At 57.1% G+C, this 21659-nt stretch carries 18 protein-coding genes; 8 read left to right on the top strand and 10 right to left on the bottom strand.

The window, feature by feature from the left end; all coding sequences use genetic code 11:
* Positions 1–95 precede the first annotated feature (95 nt).
* Positions 96–983: a 4-(cytidine 5'-diphospho)-2-C-methyl-D-erythritol kinase gene (gene ispE, locus IPM61_06215; protein MBK8910906.1), complete on the top strand. Its 888-nt coding sequence runs from the start codon at positions 96–98 to the stop codon at positions 981–983.
* A 155-nt stretch (positions 984–1138) separates the two neighbouring features.
* Here the strand turns inward: ispE and IPM61_06210 are convergent, their stop codons facing one another.
* Both IPM61_06210 and IPM61_06205 read right to left on the bottom strand, forming a co-directional pair.
* Positions 1139–2707 carry an SPOR domain-containing protein gene (locus IPM61_06210; protein MBK8910905.1) on the bottom strand — a complete coding sequence of 523 codons (1569 nt, stop codon included), beginning with the start codon at positions 2705–2707 and terminating at the stop codon, positions 1139–1141.
* Between the two features lie 282 nt (positions 2708–2989).
* On the bottom strand, positions 2990–4942 hold the full coding sequence (locus tag IPM61_06205) for a tetratricopeptide repeat protein (GenBank protein MBK8910904.1): 1953 nt from the start codon (positions 4940–4942) through the stop codon (positions 2990–2992).
* A gap of 201 nt (positions 4943–5143) precedes the next feature.
* Between IPM61_06205 and IPM61_06200 the strand changes: the two genes are divergently transcribed.
* A complete protein-coding gene (locus tag IPM61_06200) occupies positions 5144–5734 on the top strand; it encodes a GNAT family N-acetyltransferase (protein MBK8910903.1) in 591 nt (196 codons plus the stop codon).
* Positions 5735–5762: 28 nt separating this feature from the next.
* On the opposite strand, the gene IPM61_06195 is transcribed toward IPM61_06200, so the two are convergent.
* The 3 genes from IPM61_06195 to IPM61_06185 form a co-directional block, all read right to left on the bottom strand.
* Complete coding sequence (locus IPM61_06195; GenBank protein ID MBK8910902.1) at positions 5763–8030, bottom strand: DUF2723 domain-containing protein; 2268 nt, start codon at positions 8028–8030, stop codon at positions 5763–5765.
* 153 nt (positions 8031–8183) lie between these two features.
* A complete protein-coding gene (locus IPM61_06190) occupies positions 8184–8975 on the bottom strand; it encodes a hypothetical protein (protein MBK8910901.1) in 792 nt (263 codons plus the stop codon).
* A complete protein-coding gene (locus IPM61_06185) occupies positions 8968–11412 on the bottom strand; it encodes an AAA family ATPase (protein MBK8910900.1) in 2445 nt (814 codons plus the stop codon). Before IPM61_06185 ends, IPM61_06190 begins: the two co-directional genes overlap by 8 nt.
* Before the next feature lie 188 nt (positions 11413–11600).
* Between IPM61_06185 and IPM61_06180 the strand changes: the two genes are divergently transcribed.
* Entirely contained in the window at positions 11601–12536 is a 936-nt protein-coding gene (locus IPM61_06180) for a site-specific DNA-methyltransferase (protein MBK8910899.1), read from the top strand.
* Positions 12533–13105 (top strand): restriction endonuclease, encoded by a 573-nt coding sequence (locus IPM61_06175; GenBank protein MBK8910898.1) that lies wholly within the window; start codon positions 12533–12535, stop codon positions 13103–13105. The genes IPM61_06180 and IPM61_06175 overlap by 4 nt, the downstream gene beginning before the upstream one ends.
* 129 nt (positions 13106–13234) lie before the next feature.
* Here IPM61_06175 and IPM61_06170 read toward each other — a convergent pair whose 3' ends face one another.
* Positions 13235–15625: a carboxypeptidase regulatory-like domain-containing protein gene (locus IPM61_06170; GenBank protein ID MBK8910897.1), complete on the bottom strand. Its 2391-nt coding sequence runs from the start codon at positions 15623–15625 to the stop codon at positions 13235–13237.
* Positions 15626–15869: 244 nt separating this feature from the next.
* Between IPM61_06170 and IPM61_06165 the strand changes: the two genes are divergently transcribed.
* Both IPM61_06165 and IPM61_06160 read left to right on the top strand, forming a co-directional pair.
* Positions 15870–16307 (top strand): transposase family protein, encoded by a 438-nt coding sequence (locus tag IPM61_06165; protein MBK8910896.1) that lies wholly within the window; start codon positions 15870–15872, stop codon positions 16305–16307.
* Positions 16292–16696 (top strand): transposase, encoded by a 405-nt coding sequence (locus tag IPM61_06160; protein ID MBK8910895.1) that lies wholly within the window; start codon positions 16292–16294, stop codon positions 16694–16696. Before IPM61_06165 ends, IPM61_06160 begins: the two co-directional genes overlap by 16 nt.
* A gap of 123 nt (positions 16697–16819) precedes the next feature.
* Here IPM61_06160 and IPM61_06155 read toward each other — a convergent pair whose 3' ends face one another.
* Together IPM61_06155 and IPM61_06150 are read right to left on the bottom strand one after the other, a co-directional pair.
* Positions 16820–17596, bottom strand: coding sequence for a hypothetical protein (locus IPM61_06155; GenBank protein MBK8910894.1), 777 nt, complete (start codon positions 17594–17596; stop codon positions 16820–16822).
* Positions 17593–18288, bottom strand: coding sequence for an RNA polymerase sigma factor (locus IPM61_06150; protein ID MBK8910893.1), 696 nt, complete (start codon positions 18286–18288; stop codon positions 17593–17595). Before IPM61_06150 ends, IPM61_06155 begins: the two co-directional genes overlap by 4 nt.
* Positions 18289–18468: 180 nt before the next feature.
* Between IPM61_06150 and IPM61_06145 the strand changes: the two genes are divergently transcribed.
* Both IPM61_06145 and IPM61_06140 read left to right on the top strand, forming a co-directional pair.
* Positions 18469–19119 carry an RNA polymerase sigma factor gene (locus IPM61_06145; GenBank protein MBK8910892.1) on the top strand — a complete coding sequence of 217 codons (651 nt, stop codon included), beginning with the start codon at positions 18469–18471 and terminating at the stop codon, positions 19117–19119.
* 70 nt (positions 19120–19189) lie between these two features.
* On the top strand, positions 19190–20548 hold the full coding sequence (locus IPM61_06140) for a hypothetical protein (protein MBK8910891.1): 1359 nt from the start codon (positions 19190–19192) through the stop codon (positions 20546–20548).
* Between the two features lie 69 nt (positions 20549–20617).
* Here the strand turns inward: IPM61_06140 and IPM61_06135 are convergent, their stop codons facing one another.
* Both IPM61_06135 and IPM61_06130 read right to left on the bottom strand, forming a co-directional pair.
* Positions 20618–21076 carry a hypothetical protein gene (locus tag IPM61_06135; protein MBK8910890.1) on the bottom strand — a complete coding sequence of 153 codons (459 nt, stop codon included), beginning with the start codon at positions 21074–21076 and terminating at the stop codon, positions 20618–20620.
* Complete coding sequence (locus tag IPM61_06130) at positions 21051–21545, bottom strand: hypothetical protein (protein ID MBK8910889.1); 495 nt, start codon at positions 21543–21545, stop codon at positions 21051–21053. The genes IPM61_06135 and IPM61_06130 overlap by 26 nt, the downstream gene beginning before the upstream one ends.
* Positions 21546–21659: the final 114 nt, after the last annotated feature.

Below are 21659 nucleotides of genomic sequence, written 5' to 3'. Positions count from 1 at the left end.
CGCTATTCGGCCAACAGGATTATGGGGCTTGTGTATGTGAAAACGTAAATTCTTGGCGGATCAGGCCGCGCTTCTGTTGTGGTATCTTTGCCACCATGACCGCTCCCGCCATGCTGAAACTGCACGCCCCGGCAAAAATCAACTTGGGGCTGGAAATCCTTCGCCGCCGCCCCGATGGCTACCACGACCTGAACACCACCTTCGCTTCGCTGGCGTTGTTCGACACCGTAATCCTTACCCTCCGCTCCGATGACAAGCTCACCCTTCAGATTGCTGGCAACGACGCGCTGTCGGCGGGCCAGGACAACCTTTGCCTGAAAGCCGCGCTGCTGCTGCGGCAAGCCGCCAACACGCCGATGCTGGGCATGGATATCCACCTAACAAAACGGATACCTACCGGAGGGGGATTGGGGGGCGGAAGTGCCGATGCGGCGGCGGTCTTGATTGGCGCGGCGCACCTCTGGAAGCAAAACATCTCGCCGGAGACGCTCCATCGCCTAGGGCTGATGCTGGGAAGCGATGTCCCATTTTTTTTAGAGGGAGGCGTGGCCCACGCAACGGGGCGGGGGGAGGTGCTTCTCCCTGATTCCATCACGCTGCCGTGGTGGGTCCTGCTGGTGAACCCGGGGATTCATGTGCCAACTCCGTGGGCGTTCCGCGCGGTCAACCGAACAACGGAACGGGCGGCCACCAACATCATGGCGTTGCTTCGGGATGGGGTGGCCAACCCGGTGATTCTTCGCGACCGAATGGTGAATGATTTTGAGGAAATTGTGATGTTGGAACACCCAGCAATCGGCCAAATCAAAGCGGAGCTGTACGCCGCCGGCGCAGCATTTGCCTTGATGAGCGGCAGCGGATCCACGCTGTTCGGGCTGTTCCCAACCCAGGAAGCTGCCAACGCTGCCAGCACCCACTTTCTGGAATATTGGACCGCTGTTGTGCGGTTTCACCGTGGCGGAATCGTGGTGGAGGAAGGATGAGCCAAGCAATCCCAAGGATCAAAAGCTCAAAAAAAATTCAAAAAATAAGGACAGGGAGGTTCGCTCAAACCAATCCATGCGATGAACCTCCCTGTCCCCGGACCGCATTGTCGTAACCGGCCAGTGGGGAAACCCAGGCCGATAATTTGCTGCTGTTACTTTTGCTTCACCACCCAGACGTCACTGTATCCGGCTCGCTCGGCTGCGGCAATCGCCTCCTTCTTGCTTCCCGCAAACTCAAACCGAACCCGATGCAGTGCGGTGGAATGGTTATCGGCCTCCATTACCGAGACTGTTGTGATCCCAGTCTTCCGCAGTTTTCGCGCAATTCGCTTTGCTTCCACCGGGTCGGGGGTTGCGCGAACCTGCACCACCACCATCGAAGCACCCGTTGATGATTCCGCCACCACCGGCGTTGTGTCGGCCGCTGGCTTCTGGGGCGGTTGCGATTCTGCACGAGGTTCAGCCACCACCGGAGCTTCCGTTGGGCGCACCGGAGCCGTGGCTACCGTTGCCGCAACGGTGTCGTTTGCCACGCTTCCCCCCGCTTCTGATGAAGCCAGAGTTCCGGTGTCGCTGCTTCGTACTTCAATGGCTGCCGTTTGCCCAAGCTGGGGCGGCGGCGTGGTTGGTTGAAGAGTTGAGGGAGCCGCCACAGCCGGGGGTACAGCCCGTGATGCTGTTTCGGCCCCCTCTTGACGATGCGCAAACCATGTGGAAAGAAGATCGGCACCTCCGGCATAAAGGCCCAACCCGGTCAGTGCTCCCAACGCAACAACGGTGGAAAGAGCCACCTTCCCGATCCGTTTCCGTTCCCGTTTTGGGCGGCCAATAAATAGCGATTCTTGCTTTTTTTCGCCGATAGCAGTCTTTGCTTGCTCAACCGGGGTGAGCGGTTGATACCCCTGTTGTGCGGCTGTTGGGAACGGAGTGGTTATCTCTTGATGCCCATTTTTGGCTGTTTTCTCAACCACATCGGCGGTGGCCTGCGCCACAATGTGGTCCTCGGCACGGCGAAATTGCGACGGGTCAATCGTGCGCGGAGTGGCTACGGAGGTGGCCACAGATGCAGGCTCAGATGGAAGTTCAGATAGCGATTCCGCTGCGGCCAAATGTTCCAGTGGTTCGCTGCTCAGCGTTGGCGGCGCGACCGGCTGGGGCAAAGCCTCGGCGAGCGGTGCCACTTGAACCATTGGTTCAACTGCGTGCTGGATAGGCTCCAACGCCACCTCTTCCTCCGCCACAATTTCCTCTATCACGATTTCCGATGTTGGAGGCATATCAGCAGAAACTTCGCTGGCGACCTCGGTTGCAGTTTTTTCAAACACCACCGTTGCCACTAGTTCCGGAGCAGAAACTGGCGGATCCGCTGGCGGATTTACCACAGCCATTTCTTGGCGACGGGATGGTTGGAGCGGTGTTCCTAAATCGGGGAAAGGAATGCTTTCCCGTTGCAGGCTTGGACCTTCGGCAACGCGTGGTTTTGCTGGATTATCGTCGGAAAGCTCGGCAATCTGTTCATCGGTCATCCGTGCGGACCAGTCAATCCGCGCTTCGTTGCCAGCTTTGGCCGCGTCCATCATCCGGCGGACTTGCTCCGCATCGCGGGTCATCGAGGAGTTCGCACGCACGCCGTTCATCGGTTTTGTTGAAAATGGGGAAGGTTTTTCAGTTGCCGGGGAGTCCTCCTCGGTGATCCGAAAGAAGGATTCTCGCCGACGCATTCCGTAGTTGTAAGCCTCTGCTGACATACGCGCCTCAATCGCTATGACGGTGTGCGGTTATTGTAACGCTGGTTGTTCCTCTGATGCCGTCATTGCTCCGTGTAGCGGAGCAAGTTTCCCATTCTGTCGTCAGGGTGAGCTTATCTGAAGGAAAACATACAGAGAATTCGCGTAAATAGCAAGAGCTTCAACACATAAATCTACTTACCGAAGATTTTACTTTAAGTCAACAACATGAAAAACGACCAGATTTTGCAAATAGAGGCGGTAGCCTATCCACCCCTACAAGGCTGCAAAAAACGTAGAAAGGTTGCTGTTCGCCGGAAGGTTGAGTTTCTTTCGGATGTGGTATCGGTGGTTTTCGACCGTGCGGTCGCTGACTGAGAGAAGCTGGGTGATCTCCTTTGTGGTCAGCCCTGCCTTCAAAAGCGTGCAAATTTTCAATTCTTTGGAGGATAGGCTGGGGTATTGCTGCGATAACCGCTCGGTGAACTCTTGATCCCTGAGGGTGGCGCGGTCGTTCTCGGCCGCCCGAAACTCCTCCTGATTCAGGAAAGCGGAAAGCGATTCGCTGGGGGCCAGCGATAATTTTTTCCGAAGGTTGTAGCGGTGGCTTTCCACATCCCGAACCGAAACGCCAAGAATGTTGGCAATATCCTTGGAGGCCATCTCCATTTTTAGCAAGGCACAGACTTGCAGTTCGGTTGGCGTTAGCACCGGGTAACGTTCGGCCAGGCGGCGCAAGAAGCTCTGGTCGGTCTGGCGCATGGTTTCCTTGAACAGGGTCCAGCCGGAATCGGCGGCGGATTCGGCGATAAGCTCTTCCAGAAGCATACCAAGCTGGGCCGGAACCTCTGCTGCCGGGAATTTCTGGATAACCTGGCGCAACCGCCCTGATAGCGATTCCAGCAGCTCTTGCTTGTGGATCAGGCTAAGGGCAATGGAGGATAGTTCGTTGGTTTTGTACTCCACCACCATCTGCAACTGCTCGCTTTTCAGCCTGTAGATTTCCCGCTCCTGTTGGGCACGCTCCACATCGTACCGCATTTGCAATTCGGCCAGGGCTTTCTGTTTCTGGTGGCTCCCAATTTCCTGTTGCAGTTGTGCTTGCTCGGTGCGGTAACGGTAGGCACTGGGGAAATCTTCCTGCTGGCCGCAAGCATCGGCAAGGTGGCCGCAAATGGCAAGAAGAACGTCCTGAAAATTATGCCGCCGTGCTGCCCGTTCCGCTCGCTCCAGCTGGCCACGTGCTTGGGCAATTTCCCCCATCTCCAGCAACAGCGTTCCCAAATGATGGAGCGTGTCAACGTAGGTTTCGGGGTCGCCAATCTGCCGCGCCATCTCCTTTGCTTGCTCAAACTGCGAAAACGCCACCTCGTTTCTCCCAATAGCGCGGTTGACGATCCCCAGCGTGCCAATCGCCTTTGCTTCCCCCATCGTATCCTGCAGCATTGTGAACACTTGCAGTGACTCGGTGGCGGCCCGCATGGCTTCTTCGTATTGCCCTTGCTCCAAGTAGATCCGCGCCATGCTCTGTAATGCTTTTGCGGTGGAGGAAGGATTGGTGTGGGTAGGTTCAATGCCCAACTGTTCTTGGTAATGCTTCAGCGCGTTGTCGTAATCGCCAATGTTCACATACATACTGGCGATGTTATGCAACGCTATCCCGATGCCGCGCTGATTATTGCTTGTTCGGTACACCTGAAGGCTTTGAAGGTATGCCTCCAATGCTTTCCCGAACTCACCGATAATGCTGTAGCAGATACCAAGTGAATTGCTGTTTGCAGCAACGCCCCGTATCAGGCCAATGGCTCGGCTAAGCTCTAGCCCTTGCAGAAAGTAGTCAATGGCACGAAGGGTCTCCCCTTGCAGCCGATGAACCATTCCCAGCCCTTGTATGGCCAGAACTTGTGCCTCTTTATTATCGGTTTCGCGGGCGTAACGCAGCAGATCGGTGTAGGCCTCGGAGCCTTCGTGGAATTGCACAAGCTGAGTGTGAAGCATCGCTTTGCAACGAAGCAAAGGGGGAATCGCTGCACGGTCGCGGGCAATCCATGCCTCGGCAAGAAGGGCGTCGGCGATGGCAAGCATTGGCTGGGGGATTGTGGGTCCCATGCTCTCCAGCTGCTGTATCAGCACCTGCGCTTTGGCGTGAAGCGTCGGCTGCGATTGCAGTTGATCCCGGAGTTGATCCTGGAACTGGATCTGCAATTGTTCAATGGAGTCTCTTTCCATCAGAATTCCCCTTCAATCGCGGGTTGCAACAAACGAGGCTCAACTCAATCTACCCCACCGCAGCAGTGATAGCTCGGCGATAAAACCTGGCCCCAGGGCGCACAAAATCCCATACTCCTGCTGCTGGATTGCTCCCTGCAACGTATGGTCTTCCACTGCAACGCTTGGCCATTGATTCGGGGTTTCTGAATTTAGAACCAAATGTACACGCTACGATTTCTTGAGGTCCCCGATGCCGAGCTTGTTGCCGATTACCAACGGCGTAATCGGCATTTCCACCGTCCGTGGTCCCCGGTTCCACCCCCCGATTATTTCACCGCCGAGTTCCACCGCCAGATGTTGCAGCAAACCGTGGAACGGCGCGAACGCGAGGAGGAATTCCGGTTCGGCATCTTCACCGACCACCCCACTCCGCTGCTGATTGGCCGCATCAACCTTGTGGCGATTGAACGCGGGGCATTCCAAAACGGAAGGCTTGGCTACTCCATGGATGCCAAACACCGCAACGCCGGGGTGATGACCACCATGCTGAAAAACGTGATGGGCTTTGGCTTCGGCTACTTACGGCTGCACCGGATTGAAGCGAACATCATGCCACGCAACGAAGCCTCGCGGCGGGTCCTGCAGAAATGTGGATTCCGGCATATCGGCTACTCGCCAAAAATGCTCCTGATTAATGGCCAGTGGGAGGACCATGAGATGTATATGGCCCTTGCCGAGGACCTTCGCACCGATCAGGAAGAAGGGATCGCTGCTGGATTGCAGCCATTCCTTCCGCTGGTTGATCGGTAGGGTGTCTGTCCGCTTGCCCCGCTTCCGGTTATCGGCCTACCGTGCGTTGCAACTCCAAGAAGAATCCATTCATTCCTTGAATCTGATCCTCCCCGTTCATCGGTTGGTCGGGGATGTTTTCCGGGTCCCAGTTTGGGTTGAAGCTGACGGCAAGGTCGGCATAGCGGCGGGCAAGGTCGGCGTGCCCCCGGGCGCGTTCGTAGATGAACCTTGCCAGCGCGCTTCGGGCGTACAGCTCGTAGGCTTTGGCGGTGTAGCTGTCAATCCGCCCCTCCCAATGCTTGAACCGGTAGTTCGGGAATTCCTGCGGCAGATACGTGGTGTCGGGCATCAAACGGAGCGCAAGGTAGTAGGGGACGTGCCGCCACCGCGCGCTGATGTCGGTGCGAACCTCACCCGTAACCAGCACCGGGCGGTGAGGGATGCTTTTCTCGATCATCGCGCTCAGCAATCCGGCGTAAGCGGCTTCAATTTCTGCCGGGTTGTATTTTTCGTCAGCCTCGAACTGCCGGAGTGGTTTTATGAACCTGTCAACCTCTGGCTGAACCATCTTCATAAACTCTGGATGGTTATGCTGAAGCTGCTTGATATACCAGGACCGCCGCAGAAGCTCAGGGTCAATCACCAACACATCGGGGCGGACGTTTTCCACGCTTTGCAGGTAGAAGCTGCCGGCCACCCAAAAATCCCACTGCTGCGAAAGGATCAGCGCATTTTTCGGGAGCGTGTTCAGCATGTTGAACGTCATATCCTCCACAATGGTGTTCCCCCGTTCATCGCTTTGGTGGAAGTTCGTGGCGATGGTGATTGCCACCAACAGCCCCCCCAACGGAAGCAGCACCCGATTCCCCAATACCTCCCGCAACGCCAATACTCCCCCAAGCAGCAGAATCCCAACCCCGAACGTTGCCGCCATGTAGTAGGGGCCAATCTCCATAATCTCATAACCGCTGGACCAAATCAGGCAAACCCCGAACAGCAACACCGCCAACGCCACCACCGGCGCGCCACGGCGTGCAAGATACCACCCGCCAATCGTGGCAAGGATGATGTATGCCACGGACCATGCCATTGGATTGTTTACTTGCGCGGGCGGGCCAGCGATTGTTGGCAGCATGGTGGCCGTGGCCACCAGAGTGCAAAGGCCAGCAATCGCCAACGCCAGCCCAACCCAACGGGCATCCCGTTTTCCCCACCAGTAGGCTCCAAGCGCGGCAACCAGCAGCCCCACGTATCCAAGCTCTGCCGGAAGATTCCCCAAGTACACCATGGATTGTTGATGCCAGATAACGGGGTCCTTGCTGAACATCCAAATCTGGTATTGGTGGCCGGTGACATGCCGGAAAAACATCTGGGCCGTTACCGGATTGCCCCAGTTGAACATTGGCTCCATCGAGGCACGCAATGGAAGCCAGAGATATGGCAGAAGCCCGATGAGAAACCCCGGAACCAACAGCACCAACCGGTGGAACGTGGCCACCGAAAATCCAAACCGAGCAAAGAACAACGCCAGCAACGCGGGGGCAAGCAACACCGTGGTCAGGTGGTTGGTGAAGCTAAGGCCAACGGCAACGGAGAACGCCCAGCTACGGCGGCTGAAGGCAATGGGCGCATCGGCGGCGGCCTGCGATTCCTCATGATCCAGGTATCGGAAGAAAAACAGCACAATGGTTGGCAGCATCAGCGCGTGCAGCGAATAGACCTCGAACCCATTCCCCTGATTCCACCATGTGGCGGTAAGCCCCGTTAGCAGCGCGGCGCATCCGGCCAGCAATCCCACAAAAGGGTCCCCCGGCGTGGCGGCTTCGGCTGCTGTTGTGGTGGCGGCCAAGTTGGCATCAACACCACTGCTCCGTTTTGCGGATTTCTCCCGCTTCTCGCTTCGTTTGCTGCGGCGTTGTTCCGTGGGGGGCGCGGTGATTCCGGCAGCGTGGTGGTTTGCGGCCATGCTGGCATTGGTTGCCAGATAGTGAAACAGCAGCGTCATCACGCCGCTGCCGGCGGCGGTAAGCAGTGCCGAAAGGATGTTCAACGCCAACGCCTCGCGCACGGGAATCAACTGGGTGAACAGGTACCCAAGCACCATCAGCGTTGGATAGCCCGTTGGGTGGGTAATCCCTAACGTGCTGGCAACGGCCGCCATTTCCCCCTTGTCCACAAACCCAAACGAAGGGTTCAGCGTGAGCAGGTACAGCGTGAAGGTGATGGCCGCAACCACCGCAGCAACGCTGGTTGGGCGCAGCAGCCGTTGCGATAGCGTGACTTCAGGGATTGGTGGGGATTGATGACCAGACATTGCTCTCTGCGGATATGCGATTGTGAACACACACACGGAATGGTGTTGGATACGGCCCGAACAGAAGCGGCCAACAGCGGTCGCAGGGCCCCCTCACTCCATCCTCACTCTGCTCCTGTTCGTTTCCCAAAAAGATAACCAGAAACGCGCCTGCTATGCGGGCCAGCCTTCCGGCAATTGAGATTCTATCAGGGTGGCGGATTGGTGGTCGCCGGCGGTGCGAAGGCGTTCCAGCAGTTGCTGGGTGGCGTGGCGAAACTCTTGCTCCCACTGGCTGCGCAGGTTCTGGAACAGCTCATCATCCATGCCAGCGAACGGCGCGCCCTGGGCAGCGGCTTGCAGCAACGGAGTTAGCGATTGGCGTGCTTCGGTCAGCGCGCCGCGCCGGGTTAGCTGGGCAACCCGCTGCAAGGCTTGCTGCGATTCCAGAAGGTCCACCGCCACCGCGGAAAGATTCAGCTGCGGGGTTTCGCCATCGGTAGCGATTGCTTGCTGGCCAATGGCTTCGCGCAAGCGGAGTATCCCCATGTTCATCCCGCGCCGTGCTTTGTCGGGCGATTCGGCAACCGATGCCCCCGAAGCAATCTCGATGAAGCGATTCCGCGACAACGGATTTTTCAGCATCTGATCGGCCACCAACAGGGAAAGGATGATCTGGTTCCGCGTGCCGCGCAACCGCTGCGCCGCCCCGTTTGGATGCTGAACCGTGATGGGCCCAAACATCCCAATCCGCAGTTTGGGAACCTCCATCCTGGCCGAAGCTTCGGCAATCGTGGCGGGCGTTTTCGGTTCCGATTGCTCCCCGGCCATTCCAGGTTGGCGAAGCCGCACGTACCGTTGTTCGATGCCAGCCACCACCGGCGGAAGGCCGTTTTCCTTCCCCCACCGAAGCGCGTTTGCAATCCCCGTTTCCATTGCTTCAATCAGCGGGGCGGTGTCATCCATCAACTCCATCTCTATCAATAATTCCCCCAGCGAGCAAGCGGCGTGAATAGCAAGGATGGTGTATCGCCGAAGAATAGGGGAGGAGAGGAGATTGAGCAGCTGCTGCGCCCCCTCCGGCGCAATCGGGGTGCCGCACCGCCACCAACGCCGGAACCAACGGAGCAAAGTTGGCATCGGGATCATCGGGTCCATTGTCCGGGATGGAGAGTTCAACCCCCTGAAGCCCACGGATTGCTTCGGCTGGATTGCTGGACCAGCACGCCAAAAGAAGTTGCTGCATCCGCGCTATCTGGTTCGGCTGAAGCTGGAATTTATCCAACAACCGCACAGCCGTTTCCGCTTGGCCGCAGATCAGCGCGCAGGCCGTGAGATGTTCCCCCATGTGTTGCTGGTGCTGGGGTCGCGACGCAGGGGGAATCGCCGCAAAGACTTCATCCGCGTACCGCAGCACCTGCTCCAGTGGCTGGCCCACCAGCATCAAGCACTGGCAGCGGTAATGCTGCGCCGAGTAGATGGTGCGGAGCAACCCCAGGTCGCGAAGAATGGGGAGCTGGCGGTCAACTTCGGCAATGGCACGCTGAGCCGCGCCGGTTTCGGCATGGAACGCAATGGTGCGCAGAGATGCGCGGGGATTATCAATCCCGGCTTCCTCCAATTGCAGCAGCAGCGTGCGCCGCGCCGCCAACTCATCCGGCGTGCTGAACGCCAACAAAAGGTGGTGGCCAACATTCTGCAGCCAAGCGGTGTGGGCTGCGGTGGCGTTCCCTTGCTCGGCCATCACCCGCCCGATTGATTGCTCAACATACCGCAGGTCCTGGATATGCAGGCCATGGATGTACGCCATGGAAGCCACGATTCGCAGAAACCCGGCATACTCACGGCTGCCGCGAAGCTCGGGATGCTGCTCCACCATTGCTTCCACCGCGTTGATAATTTCTGGGCACTCATCCCTGCGAAACCGCGCCGAAGATTTGAACAGATGGAGGTAGCCGGAGATTCGGAACCGGCGCAAATGGTCGGCGATTGGTTCGGCGGCCATTGCCACAAGCTGCTCCGCCTGCTGGCGGAACTCTATCGTGTTATCGCTCCGGCCATTGATGCCAAGTTTAGCGGAAAGGACGCTCAAGGCAGCCCAACGCTGGACCTCTGGCTCGCGAAGCATCGGGGCGTTGTCGGCAATCTGCTGCGCGGCCCGTAGCGGGATTGGGGCAAGCTCCCAATCGCTGGTGTTATCAATTCTTGTGGCCGTCACCAGAAGCTCGTAAATCAAGGCTTGCGCCTGGGCAACGGAGTCCATCTCCACCGAAGGAGACTCGGCAAGAAGGCGGTACGGAAGGACGGAGTAGATGGGGGGTTGCGCGGCAACAACCCGCGCCAATCCCGAAGGGTCCACCGTGGCGGAATCGAACAACGTCCGGTGAAGCAGCGTGTGGGTGAAGGCCAGCGGAAGGCTTGCTGCCGCATCGCCGCGCAATGGATGAACAGCGGTTCCAGAGCGAACCAAAATCCCTTTGAACAGGAGTGCGGTGATTACCTTCCCCGTGCCAGGCAGCAGCTGCTCGGCAGCTTCCGGGCTGAACACCTCACCCAGGGTGGATAGGGCCTGCGCAACGGCGCGTTCAGTATCGCTCAAATGCGCCGCCATTCCTTCCGACAGCTGATGCGCGCTTCGTTCGGCCAGCGATGCAAGGGCATCAAGGGGGATTGTTGCTTGCCACCCATTGGCACCCGGCCCAATAGCCCCGGCGTTCAACGCCCCCTGCAGAGCCGAGCGGAAGGCCAACGGATTCCCCAGCGTGGCGTTGGCAAGGGTTGCAACAAGGTCATCGGAAGGGGCGTTGCCGAACAGTTCGCCCCACAACTGCTTGATGTCGTCGTGGCGAAGATCCTGCAGGCGAAGCTCGCCAACCAGATAGGCTTCCATCGCGCCGCGCGCGGTAAGCTCCGCCGGGCGCGAGGCCGCAAGCAGCGATAGCGGTTCATCGGCAACGGCATCCACCAACATTCCGAACTCGCGGAGGGTTGCGCCGTTCAGCAGGTGCAGGTCTTCCACCACCAGCAGGGTTCGCCGCAGGGCGCACAGTTTCCGCAACGCTCCAATCACAGCGGGGAGGGTTTGGCCAATTGGTCCCCCCAGCAACCGCAGGGCCGCCGCGGAACCGTTCATCGAAAGGGCCAGCAACGGGGCGATGGATGCCGACCCGTCGGCCCGAAGCCGAAGGTGAAGCACCAGCCCCGCTTGCTGCTCGATGTGTGGGATCAGTTCCTCCACCATCCGGCTTTTGCCGCTTCCGGCCTCCCCAATCAGCAGCAGCGCACGCAGCCCAAACGGATCTTCATCCCCATTCCAAAATTCAAGAATGCGCTGGCGTTCCCGCTCCCGTCCGATAAACGGGAGCAAGCCATGGTTCAGGAAGTCAACGGTACTTGGGCGCATGGGAATGGAGAGAAGCGAAGTTCAAGCAACAGGGTTCTTGGCACGGAAATTAGCGTTCTGCCCCGTTGCAGCAATCTGGTGGGGGGGCTATTTTGGGATAACGATCAGTGATTGCCCATTGCCGATAAGCACAACCGACTATCTCTATGCAGCATACCATCGCCGAGCCAACGCTTCTGTTCAGCACAATGGAACAGATTAGTCCAAACTATGCTTCTTCCGCAGATGTCGCCATTATGCACGGTGATGCCATGAACACGTTGCCCACCATTCCTGATGAAGAGGTACAGCTGATTATCACCTCCCCTCCGTACAACATTGGCAAGGCCTATGAAAAGGCCACGGATCTGGAAGATTATTTATCAGCACTTGAGCCGATCATCGAGCATTTAGTACGGGTACTTTCTCCGAATGGATCGCTATGCTGGCAAGTAGGCAATTATGTGGAAGATGCGGAGGTGTTCCCGCTGGATATTTATTACTATCCAATATTTAAAAAACATGGGTTGAAATTGCGGAACAGGATCATCTGGCATTTTGAGCATGGCCTTCATGCTTCAAAACGATTATCAGGCCGATATGAGACGATGCTCTGGTTTACTAAAACCGAGAATTACACGTTCAATTTGGATCCAATTCGCATTCCGTCGAAGTACCCTGGGAAACGGCATTTCAAGGGGGAGAAACGGGGGCAGCCCTCCGGTAATCCGCTTGGGAAAAATCCAAGCGACATTTGGCATATCGTCCTTCAGGATTGGGAAACAGCATTGTGGAATATCCCAAACGTTAAAGCCAATCACCCAGAAAAAACAATCCATCCTTGCCAATTTCCAATTGAATTAGTGGAACGTTGTGTTTTAGCATTAACCAATGAGCACGATCTGGTTCTTGACCCTTTTTCGGGAGTTGGATCCGCATTGCTTGCAGCATTAAAACATAATCGGCGTGCCGTTGGTTGCGAAAAAGAAACGGAGTATGTGGAGATTGCTCACCAACGGATCCAAGACCTTTATTCCGGAGTGTTAGGATATCGCCCTCTTGGCAAGCCAGTATTTCAACCTACGGGGCGCGAGAAGGTAAGCCAAATCCCAACGGAGTGGAAAAACGGAGCTTTAGAATTATGAGAATTGCCGGTATCTACTCGTTCAATAACGGCCAACAAGAAGTGCAAGGATCTTACCCTGAATTGATGGGTGAAATTCGCCAAGTCATCCGCTCAATAGACGCTTCTCGGTATCGAACAAAAAAAAGTCGAGAAAAAACGATGCTGGGGAAAATGCTTTTTTCTCCTGTGGAAATTAACAATGCGTTCAAGTCCGCTTTTGCTACGATTGGAGGTTGGCATCCTGTTAGGGTGCCATGCTCGTACCCACAAGAATATTACGTGAGTGAGTATGCGCCAAAGGCCTTACACAAAGGGGCTTTCCGGGAGATGGATTTTGTGAAGGATGATTTAGGGGTAGAAGTTCAATTCGGCAAATATGCTTTTATGGTGTACAATGTCTGCGCCAAAATGACAATCTTCCGCAACCTTGGCCACATCCGCTGCGGCGTTGAGGTTGTTCCCGTTAAAGCCTTTGCGGATGCGATGTCATCAGGGGTCTCGTACTTTGAACAGTTCGTTTGGGATTTGGAACATCGTGGGGTCTCCAACATTGACATCCCCGTGCTCATTCTCGGCATTGATGAATAGCCCCCCCGAAAAAATTCATCCACCATCCCCCCCCCCTTCGCAAAAGGTTCGTGGGCAAATAAACAGGGGAGCCTCTCCTGAATGGAAAGGCCCCCCGTGGGTGTTAGGATTGTGCGTTGTTTGGCGGCTTTAGCGGGCCACCGTCAGCTTCGTTGCGCTTACTCCATTGCTGGTGCGGAGCGTGACGACGTACATCCCCGAAGCCACGCCAGCAAGGTCAATCGCGGTGCTGTTCGCGCCAGCAACGGTGCTGATTGTTTGCTCCATCACCACGCGCCCGTCCAGGCTTAGGACCGTTAGGTTGGCGGCGGTTCCGTTGGCCACAAAGCTGAGCCGTGCATTGCCCGTTACCGGGTTCGGCACCACTGCAAGCCGTGCGGTGTTTGCCATCTCGGTCTCCACTCCGCTTGTTCCGCTCTGCTTCATATCCACCGGCAGGTCCACCGCTTTTCCATCTTCCACGTTCACTTCCACATTCTTTGCTCCGTATCCAACGCGGCTGATGGTCAGCTTCATCGTTCCATTTGGCAGGCCGCTAATCTCGAACTCGCCATTCTGGTTGGTGTAGGCTGCGCCAACTGGCTCCCCTTCGGCGGTCTTGGCTGTCACCAACGCGCCGGCGATTGGCTTTGCCCCGCCAAGCTGCGGTCCCTGCTTGATTGTGCGCCCGGCTCCTTCGGCCACTGTTCCGCGGATCCGTCCGGTTCCGTTCTTTTGCGCGGCGGTCAGCAGGGTGATTGTGCGGCCCGATGTGTTGGTGTTCTCATCCACGCTGATGCGCGTTGCTTCGAACCAATCCGATACCGCGTCGGCACCTTCCTTGTAGTAGCCGGGCAGATACCAGTTCAAGGTGTCGTTCGGGCTGTTGGACCACCGGCTGTAGGCCATCAGCACGTAGTCGCCAGTGCTCAAATTGCTGAAGCTGTAGGCCCCGGTTGCGGCATCCGTTTGGGCGGTGCGGGTGCTCCAGTAATTCGCGGTGTTGTTGCTGGCGGCAATGCGGTAGGCCAGCACCGTTGCCGACAATCCGTTGCCGTCGCGATTCTGCACCGTTCCGCTAATGCTGTTGTTGAACACCGGGCGTTTTGGCAACGCAAAGTTGATTGTCCGGTTGGCGGTCAACGTCATGTGGGTGGCTTGGGTGGGGTCGCTGGTGTTGTCGAAGTAGATCGGAATCCAGCGGTCATCCTCCTGCAACCGCTCGGCCATTGCGGCGGCGCGCAGCGTCCAGTTGTAGCGGTCGGAAAGCTGGCTGAAGGAGTACGTGGCCGAGGTCGTCCCCTGCTGCATGGCGTAGTTGGTATAGATGACTGGGTTACGAGCGGCTTGATCCGGAGGAAGCTCGCGGTCGTAGCCAACGGCGGTCAAAATCCCAGCAAGCGCATCGCCGGTTTCCTGGTCCGTCACCGTTCCGGTGATTGAGAAATACCGCTCCGGCACGCGAACTTTCACCGCCATGTTTACCACGTGGGTGTCCTGGCATTCCATGGTTAGCCGCTCTGCCGCATCGCTGGTGGCTGCATCGTTGTACCACTCAGGCACAATGCCCTCCCCCATTGCATCCACCACATAAACGCCTGCATCTACAGGAAGTGAGTACACACCATTGATAACGCTATCGTAACCTCTCATGGCAAATTGGCCACTGCCCAGAACCTCGTAAGCACGCACCACCACTGGGGTTTGCAGCGTGTTCCCTTGCTCGTCAACGATTCGTCCGGTAATCACTCCATTCAATGCACAGCTGCGAATGCTGATGGTTAAGTAGAGCACGGAGTACACCGTTTCTTGGTCTTGCAAGTATGCTTTAATAGCCAAGTTTGCCTGTCCATATTTTCCTTTTCCAGTTGGGGTCCAAGAAATAACGCCTGTTGCAGAATCAATCGTGGCGTTCACTGCATCCCCCAAAGTGTCGGGGGTGTTTGCCCCACCGGACGCATAGATCACACGATACCGCACGGTCCCGCTGTTGCTTGCGGTTGCGTCCACATCGTACGTGAAGAGCTGGCCAACAATGGCATTGGCCCTAACCTGGTAGCCATTGGCGATGGTGATTGTTGGCGGTGCCGGGCGGGCGCTTGCCGTGGCCCAGTTGCTGGCCGCACTTGTGGCACCGTTTGCGCCATAGGCCACAACGTAGTAGGTGTAGCTCCCTTCCGATACCTGATCCACATGGCGGAAGAATCCTCCATTTGCGTTTGCACTGTCGCCTGCATCGGCGTAGGCAAGGGTGGCAACAAGCTCAAAATCCAATCCGCCGGTGTTGCTGGAATCAACCCCTTCGGCCCGATAAATCTTGAACCCGTCGGGGAGCGCACTCATCCCCCCTTGGTTTTGCCGGAACCATCCCCACGTTAGGTAAACGTTGTAGCCACCACTGGTTGGGCTAACCTCGGCCGAAAGCCGTTGCGGCGTGCTGAAGGGGGATTGCGCAAAGGCCGCGGCACCCGCCACAACCATCACGGCCATCAACGCCAACGCACGCTGCCAGAGTGTTCTGCTGTTGGTACGCATCATCATTGCTCCATCCTAAAGGTTAAGTATGTGAAGTTTATCAATCGGGTAGTTGCTATCTGTCGGAAATCGGTGAGAAGGGGGAAGGGAACTGGCGATCGGGGAAAGAAGAGAGTTCATCTTCTTTGCCATTGCCCATTCGGTATCTATCTCACCATTGTGTTCTCACCATTGTGTTCTCACCATTAGACCTCTTTCAAAAGTCTAGATTACGGGTTATGTTTGGGGTCAACCAATATAAGGAAGAAGGATGCGCTACGCAGAGATTTGTGATCGTTCACCGGAACAATTTCGACGCTTAACGGGTGTGTTGCCGACAACCTTCGAGGCAATGCTCAAGGTCATTCGTGCAGCACGGCGAGAGTTTGGTCGCCCACCGAAACTGGTGTTGGCCGATCAGCTGTTGTTGACGCTGCTGTATTGGCGTGAGTATCGAGCGCAATATCACCTTGCAGCGGATTTTGGGATCAGCGAACCGACCTGCAGCCGGATCATTCGGCGAGTGGAGGATGAACTCACCCAGAGCAAAGAGTTTCAATTGCCGCAGCGTCCGCAGCCGCGAGGCGGGGACATAGAATTTGCCGTGATCGTGATCGATGCGACAGAAAGCCCGATTGAACGGCCAAAAAAAAGCAAAGGGAGTACTACAGCGGGAAGCGTGGATGCCACACAATCAAGACGCAGGTAGCCATGGCGTTGGGAAGTCGTCGGATCCTCAAGACAGAGTTTGGGGTTGGAAGCCAGCATGATTTCTCGTTATTGAAGCAGTGTGTGGGTCGGGGGTATAAGCGATTGTTGGGGAGTGGGAGTTGTTGGATGGCGGATTTGGGATATCTGGGGTTATCGAAGATCCAGAGCAACGTATGGTTGCCGCACAAGCGGCGGAAGGGGGTAGCATTAGGGGATTGGGAGAAGGAGGAGAATCGTGAGCATTCGCGGAAGCGGATCGTGATTGAGCATGTGTTTGGTCGGTTAAAGGTGTTCAAGATCATAGCGGAGAAGTATCGAAATCGTCGCAAGCGATTTGATGTGAGATTCAACCTCATCGCCGCCATCCATAATTTTGAACTCCCTTGAAAACTACTTTTGAAAGAGGTCTATTGTGTTCCGCCTCACCAAGGGCCTGCAGTGCCGTGACCCGATCGATTTTGATAGCACTGCAAACCCTGGTGGGCGAAGGTCGCGGAAGCATCGCGCTGGTTATCGCGGCTTTGTTGGCTGGCTCACGTCAATCCGGATTCCAACGTTGATGGAGTCCGGTTTTTTGGCTGCTGGCGGCGTTGCCGAAACGCTTGCGGCGGAAGCCGATTCTGCGGGGCTGGAAATCGCAGCTGGGTCATTGCTTCGCCTTTTCTCCGTTGTTACTGTTCGCTCAACTCTGCCCGGGGCGCGCTGTGTTGCCGCCGAGGCATCGGGCGAATTCCCAACACTGCTCTGCGGCTGAACGGGCTTCGCGGGAAGCGCGCCCGGGTCCGTTGCAACGGGCCTGGTTGCGGTGGCGTTTGGCATTGCTTGTTGCACCCCCGCGTTCGGCTGCGGTGCGGTTGCTGGCGGGGCTTGCAGTGCCGGTGCGGGCTTGCCCGCCGCGCCGATGCCGGTAGTGCTTTCCCACGGCTGAAGGATCACAGTCCCAATCGCAAGAATGCCAGCAATGATTGCCGTCACGGCAGGGTGGGTGGCCACCGCACCGGCCACCCGCTCCATCAACGTTCCCGCCTGCGGAGCGGCCGTTTCCATGGCCGGGGTTGGCGTGGCCGCTGCCAACGTGGCGGCAACGCGATTCCGCAACGCGGCATGGCCAGCGGTTAATCCGTCGCGATCCTTCCGCACCGCGGTTTCCACCAACCGGTGCGCCTTCAGCTCCTGGCGCAGCTCGGGGTTCACCGCAGCGTTGATGAAGAACGCCTCCTCCTCGGCTTGGGTCATCTGGCCATTCATGTAGCGTTCAATCAGCCTATCTCTATCGGCGCGTATCATTGTTCTTCCTCCTGAGTTCCTTCGGTCTGGGTTCCTTCGGCTGGGCCGTGTGGATTGTTGGTGCGGTTGCGGTTGTTCATCCAAGCATCATCTATCTCAATCATTGCGGCAACCAGCCGCGCCAACTGGGACCGCGCCCTCCACGCTCGTGTCCGCACCGCCCCCACCTGCTCGCCCAGCATCTCGGCAATCTCCTCGAAGCTGTAGCCGCTGTAGGCGTGAAGGATCAGGACCTCACGTTGTTGAATTGGCAATCGGGGAAGCGCCTGCACCACAAGCTCCTCGTGCTGGCTCATCTCACGGATGTTGGTGGTGGGGTGGGAATGCTCCGGAAGCACCTCCAACGAAGCATGGTTTTTTGCATCGCGAACATTGTTCAAGCAAAGGTTGCGGGCGATTCGGTACAGCAAGGGGAGCACCGGCGCTTGCTGCTCGGTCCCGCGAAGGCGTATCACCCGTTCCCAGATGTCGTGCACCAAATCTTCGGCGCGTTCGTGGTTGTGCACGAACTTCATGCAGTACAGGTACAAGCGGTGGGTGTGGCGGTCGAAGATCTGCATGAACGCAGAATCGTCCCCCCGCAAGAATCGCTGGAACAGTGTCTGATCCTCGCTGCTTGCTTCGGTTGCCGCACCTCCGCTGGGGGTAGCGGGGCGTTTTCTCACCATGATATCGGTCTGCTGTTCGGTCATCGCTGAATGCTTCTTGAAGGGGATAACACCGGTGAGAAAGAAACATCACACGGCGGAAAAAATTTCTTCCGTTGGGGCGTGGCGGGGCTGTTACTTTCGCGGATAGCCAGTGTCATGGGGTGAGTCGTTCCTGCCGATGCAGGCCATTTTTTTCCACACGACTCCTGCCGGTCGAAGCCTATGTCAAACCCGACGTTCCCGACCAACCAGCCGCTACAGGCACTTGGCGATGCTGAGCTGTTTGCGCAGTTCATTGCCCATCACGATGAAGCATTCACCGCACTCTATCACCGGTACGCGGCGCGATTGCTTGGCTACATCCACTCTATTTTGGGGGAGGCAGAGCTTGCCTGCGATGACATTTTCCAAGAAGCGTTCTTGCGGCTGTTCCGCGAGCGGGTTCACTACCAAATGCCGAACCCGCCGGACCCCATTCGGAACGTGGGCGGATGGCTGTTTCGGGTTGCCAGGAACCTTGCGCTGAACCACCTTCGCGCCCGCCGCTACCTTGCCGAGCTTGACACCTCGTTCGACGAACGCCTTCTTGTCCCGATTGAAGAATCGTTCCCAACATTGTTCGGCGACCATACCGACGACGCCATGCTTCTGGAAGCCGTGGATGCCGTGGTGAAAACCCTTCCAACCAACTTGCGCGAAGCCTTTGTGCTGCGGGAAATCAACGGGCTAAGCTACCAGGAGGCCGCAAGCCTTATGGGCTGCACCCAGGAAGCCGCACGCATGCGGCTAAGCCGCGCACGAAGCGCGATACGCCACGCACTGCAACCCCTGCTTGATGCGGAGTTGCGGGCTGGAGAAGAGAAAGAACGATAGCCGTAACCACGGGCCAACGCACGCTGCGGCCCATTGGCTTCCCGACATCTGCTACAAGCAACAGCGCACATTGAATCCGAACCTTGACGATACCATCTCCCGCTACCTTGATGGCGAGCTACCCCCGGCCCAGCAGGCCTGGCTTACCCGTGCAATGGCGGAATCGCCGGAGGTTGCGGCGCGGGTGAACCAAGCGGTGCTGGCGGCGCGGACCGCACGCCGCACCCCAACGTTGCACCACCCCCCAGCCCACGTTACGCACGCCCTGTTCCAGCAGCTTGCCGCCGAAGGCCTGCACACCCCTGCGGCAGCAATTCTTCCGCCACCAACGCTGCCAATGCGCCGCCACGGCATCCCCTACCTTCGCACCGCAACGCTGGTGGCGGTGGTGGCGATGCTTGCAGCGGTGGTGATTGGCGATGGTTCGTTCACCAACGCACCCCGCCGCAGCCCCGAACTTGCCGTGGCGATTGCGCCAACTCCATTCGCCGGCCAGCATCCAACAAACATTGCTTCTCCACTTCCGCCACGGCAGTTGCGGGGGGAACGGAGGGGAAAGATTTTGCAGCGTTCAGCCAACGTGGCGAAGGATTTTGCCGATGGAGCCGCGCCCGCCAACGCGCCAACCGTTCAGCAGCCGAACCAAGAAGCAGCAATCGGAAGCGATGGCAACAAGGAGAGCATTGGTCAAGGATTAGAAGGGAATATGGCTTCGGTGATGAAGCAAGAAAACCACGTGGCGCACCAACCTGAGCTTCCCCCGCAGCAGGCCGTTAGCGAAGGGATGGGAACAGCGGAAGCAACCGATGCGGCGGGCCTAAGCATCTCGGCATCCAGTGGGGTTGCGTATCTGCTGAAAGGGGCTGGGTCCACGCGGCAGGAGACGGCAATCAAAGTGACGCTGGCGTTCAACAGTGGCCATGCGGTTTCGGTGGTGGGTGGTTACTCACCCAGGCTTCGCGGGGTGGACGACGCGCTTGCGGCGAAATCGGAATTGCAGCCAACATCAACGAACTCATCCACCGATTTCAACGAATCGGGAAACACCGGCGGGTTGCAGCGGAGCGATAAATCCACGGTTGCCGCCGAACTTCCCGAACGTGCCGAACCGTGGTTGGGCGTTGGCTACAACTACGCCGTCGCGCTCCACCGTGATATTCAGGTTGCGCCAGGAATTGTGGCGGGTGCCGGGGCCACATCGTGGCGGGTGGGGGCCGAACTTCCGGTGCGCTACCGGTTGGTGAAAGAGGTATCGGTGGAGCTTGTTGCGGCGGCAAACTATGTTCGCCCCTACCCCGAACAACGTGGTGGGTTCGACTTCACCGACGACGCGAACCACTACCATTACTACAGCACGCCATCGCAAGCAGCATTCACCGCGATTGGGGTCCGGCTGGGGGTGGCGGTGGCGTTGCCAACAGGGGATTAGGGAGGGCAGCCTCATCGGGATTGAAACGCAAACGCCTCTGTGATCTTTCCATCACAGAGGCGTTTGTGTTTATCCTTTTGTGGCCTGCTGCAGGCAGAACTCTTTGATTGCTGCCAAGCATCGCCGCGCTTTCGTGGCGGTCTTCATGTCCTTTCTGTAATCGGCATATCGAGCGGTCATGCAGTTATCGTACAAGCTGCTGTAGTTGCTTAGAATGGCTGCGCACCTATCGCGAACCAGCATCCCACGAATTGCGTGGTTAGATTTTTTCAGCCCATAGCTGGTGTTGTAGAAGTCAGTATAGGATTCAAGGCTATGAACCTCTATTTCTTTTTCGCCATCCTTCACCACGCAGGGGAACAGATAATCCTCAATCCAATGAATAGCCGAATAAAAAGCAGTGGTGACAACCCAATCGCTGAACCCGCCATGCTTGGCTAAGTAATCACATACCTGCTCATTGTGAAGCGCATGGCCTTGCTTCGTGTAACCGGAAGCGGGGTCATCCAAACCTAAGGGTGTATCCATCGCTGTAGAGTGCCTGATGATTAATATGCTCCGGCGTGGCTACCGGCAGAAAATTAACCGAGGGCTGAAACCACTCCTGCTCATACCGTGCGATTGCTTCCCAAACCACCCCATAGACAGCATCAAAATCATCCCGCACAAAATCATCCTCCCGAACCGGTATCAGGATGCGGAACTCGCTAAGGCTTGCGATGTTCAGCAATGGTTGTTCGTGAACAATCTTCTTCCCATCCAAGCACGCAAGCACTTCACGGGTAATCGCCGCCGCCAACGCAGAATTTTCCTTCAATGTCTTCTTGATTAAAACCGAAACTTCCTGGCGTTCTTTAATCCTTCCGGTATTCACGCCCGCTTTGTACGCATCAATAATGCGATCGGCAACCGCATTCTGATCCTCCATCACCTTGCTTGCAGCATCCAGCGATAACCAATCCCAAGCAGGGGAGGCAATGGTTGAAATTCTTTCCATAAAACAACCTTGAATTAGCGTTAATCTCACCATCAAATTAGCCTCTGCATGGTTGTGTGGCAACAACTATTCTGGGCGTGTTTCACAGTGCCAACAGTGCATCTGGGAAGCAAG

The organism is Chlorobiota bacterium (assembly GCA_016710285.1).
Classification (GTDB): Bacteria; Bacteroidota; Ignavibacteria; order OLB7; family OLB7; genus OLB7.
Note: the sequence above shows the minus strand (reverse complement) of the source record. Positions and strands in the feature narration are given on the sequence as shown.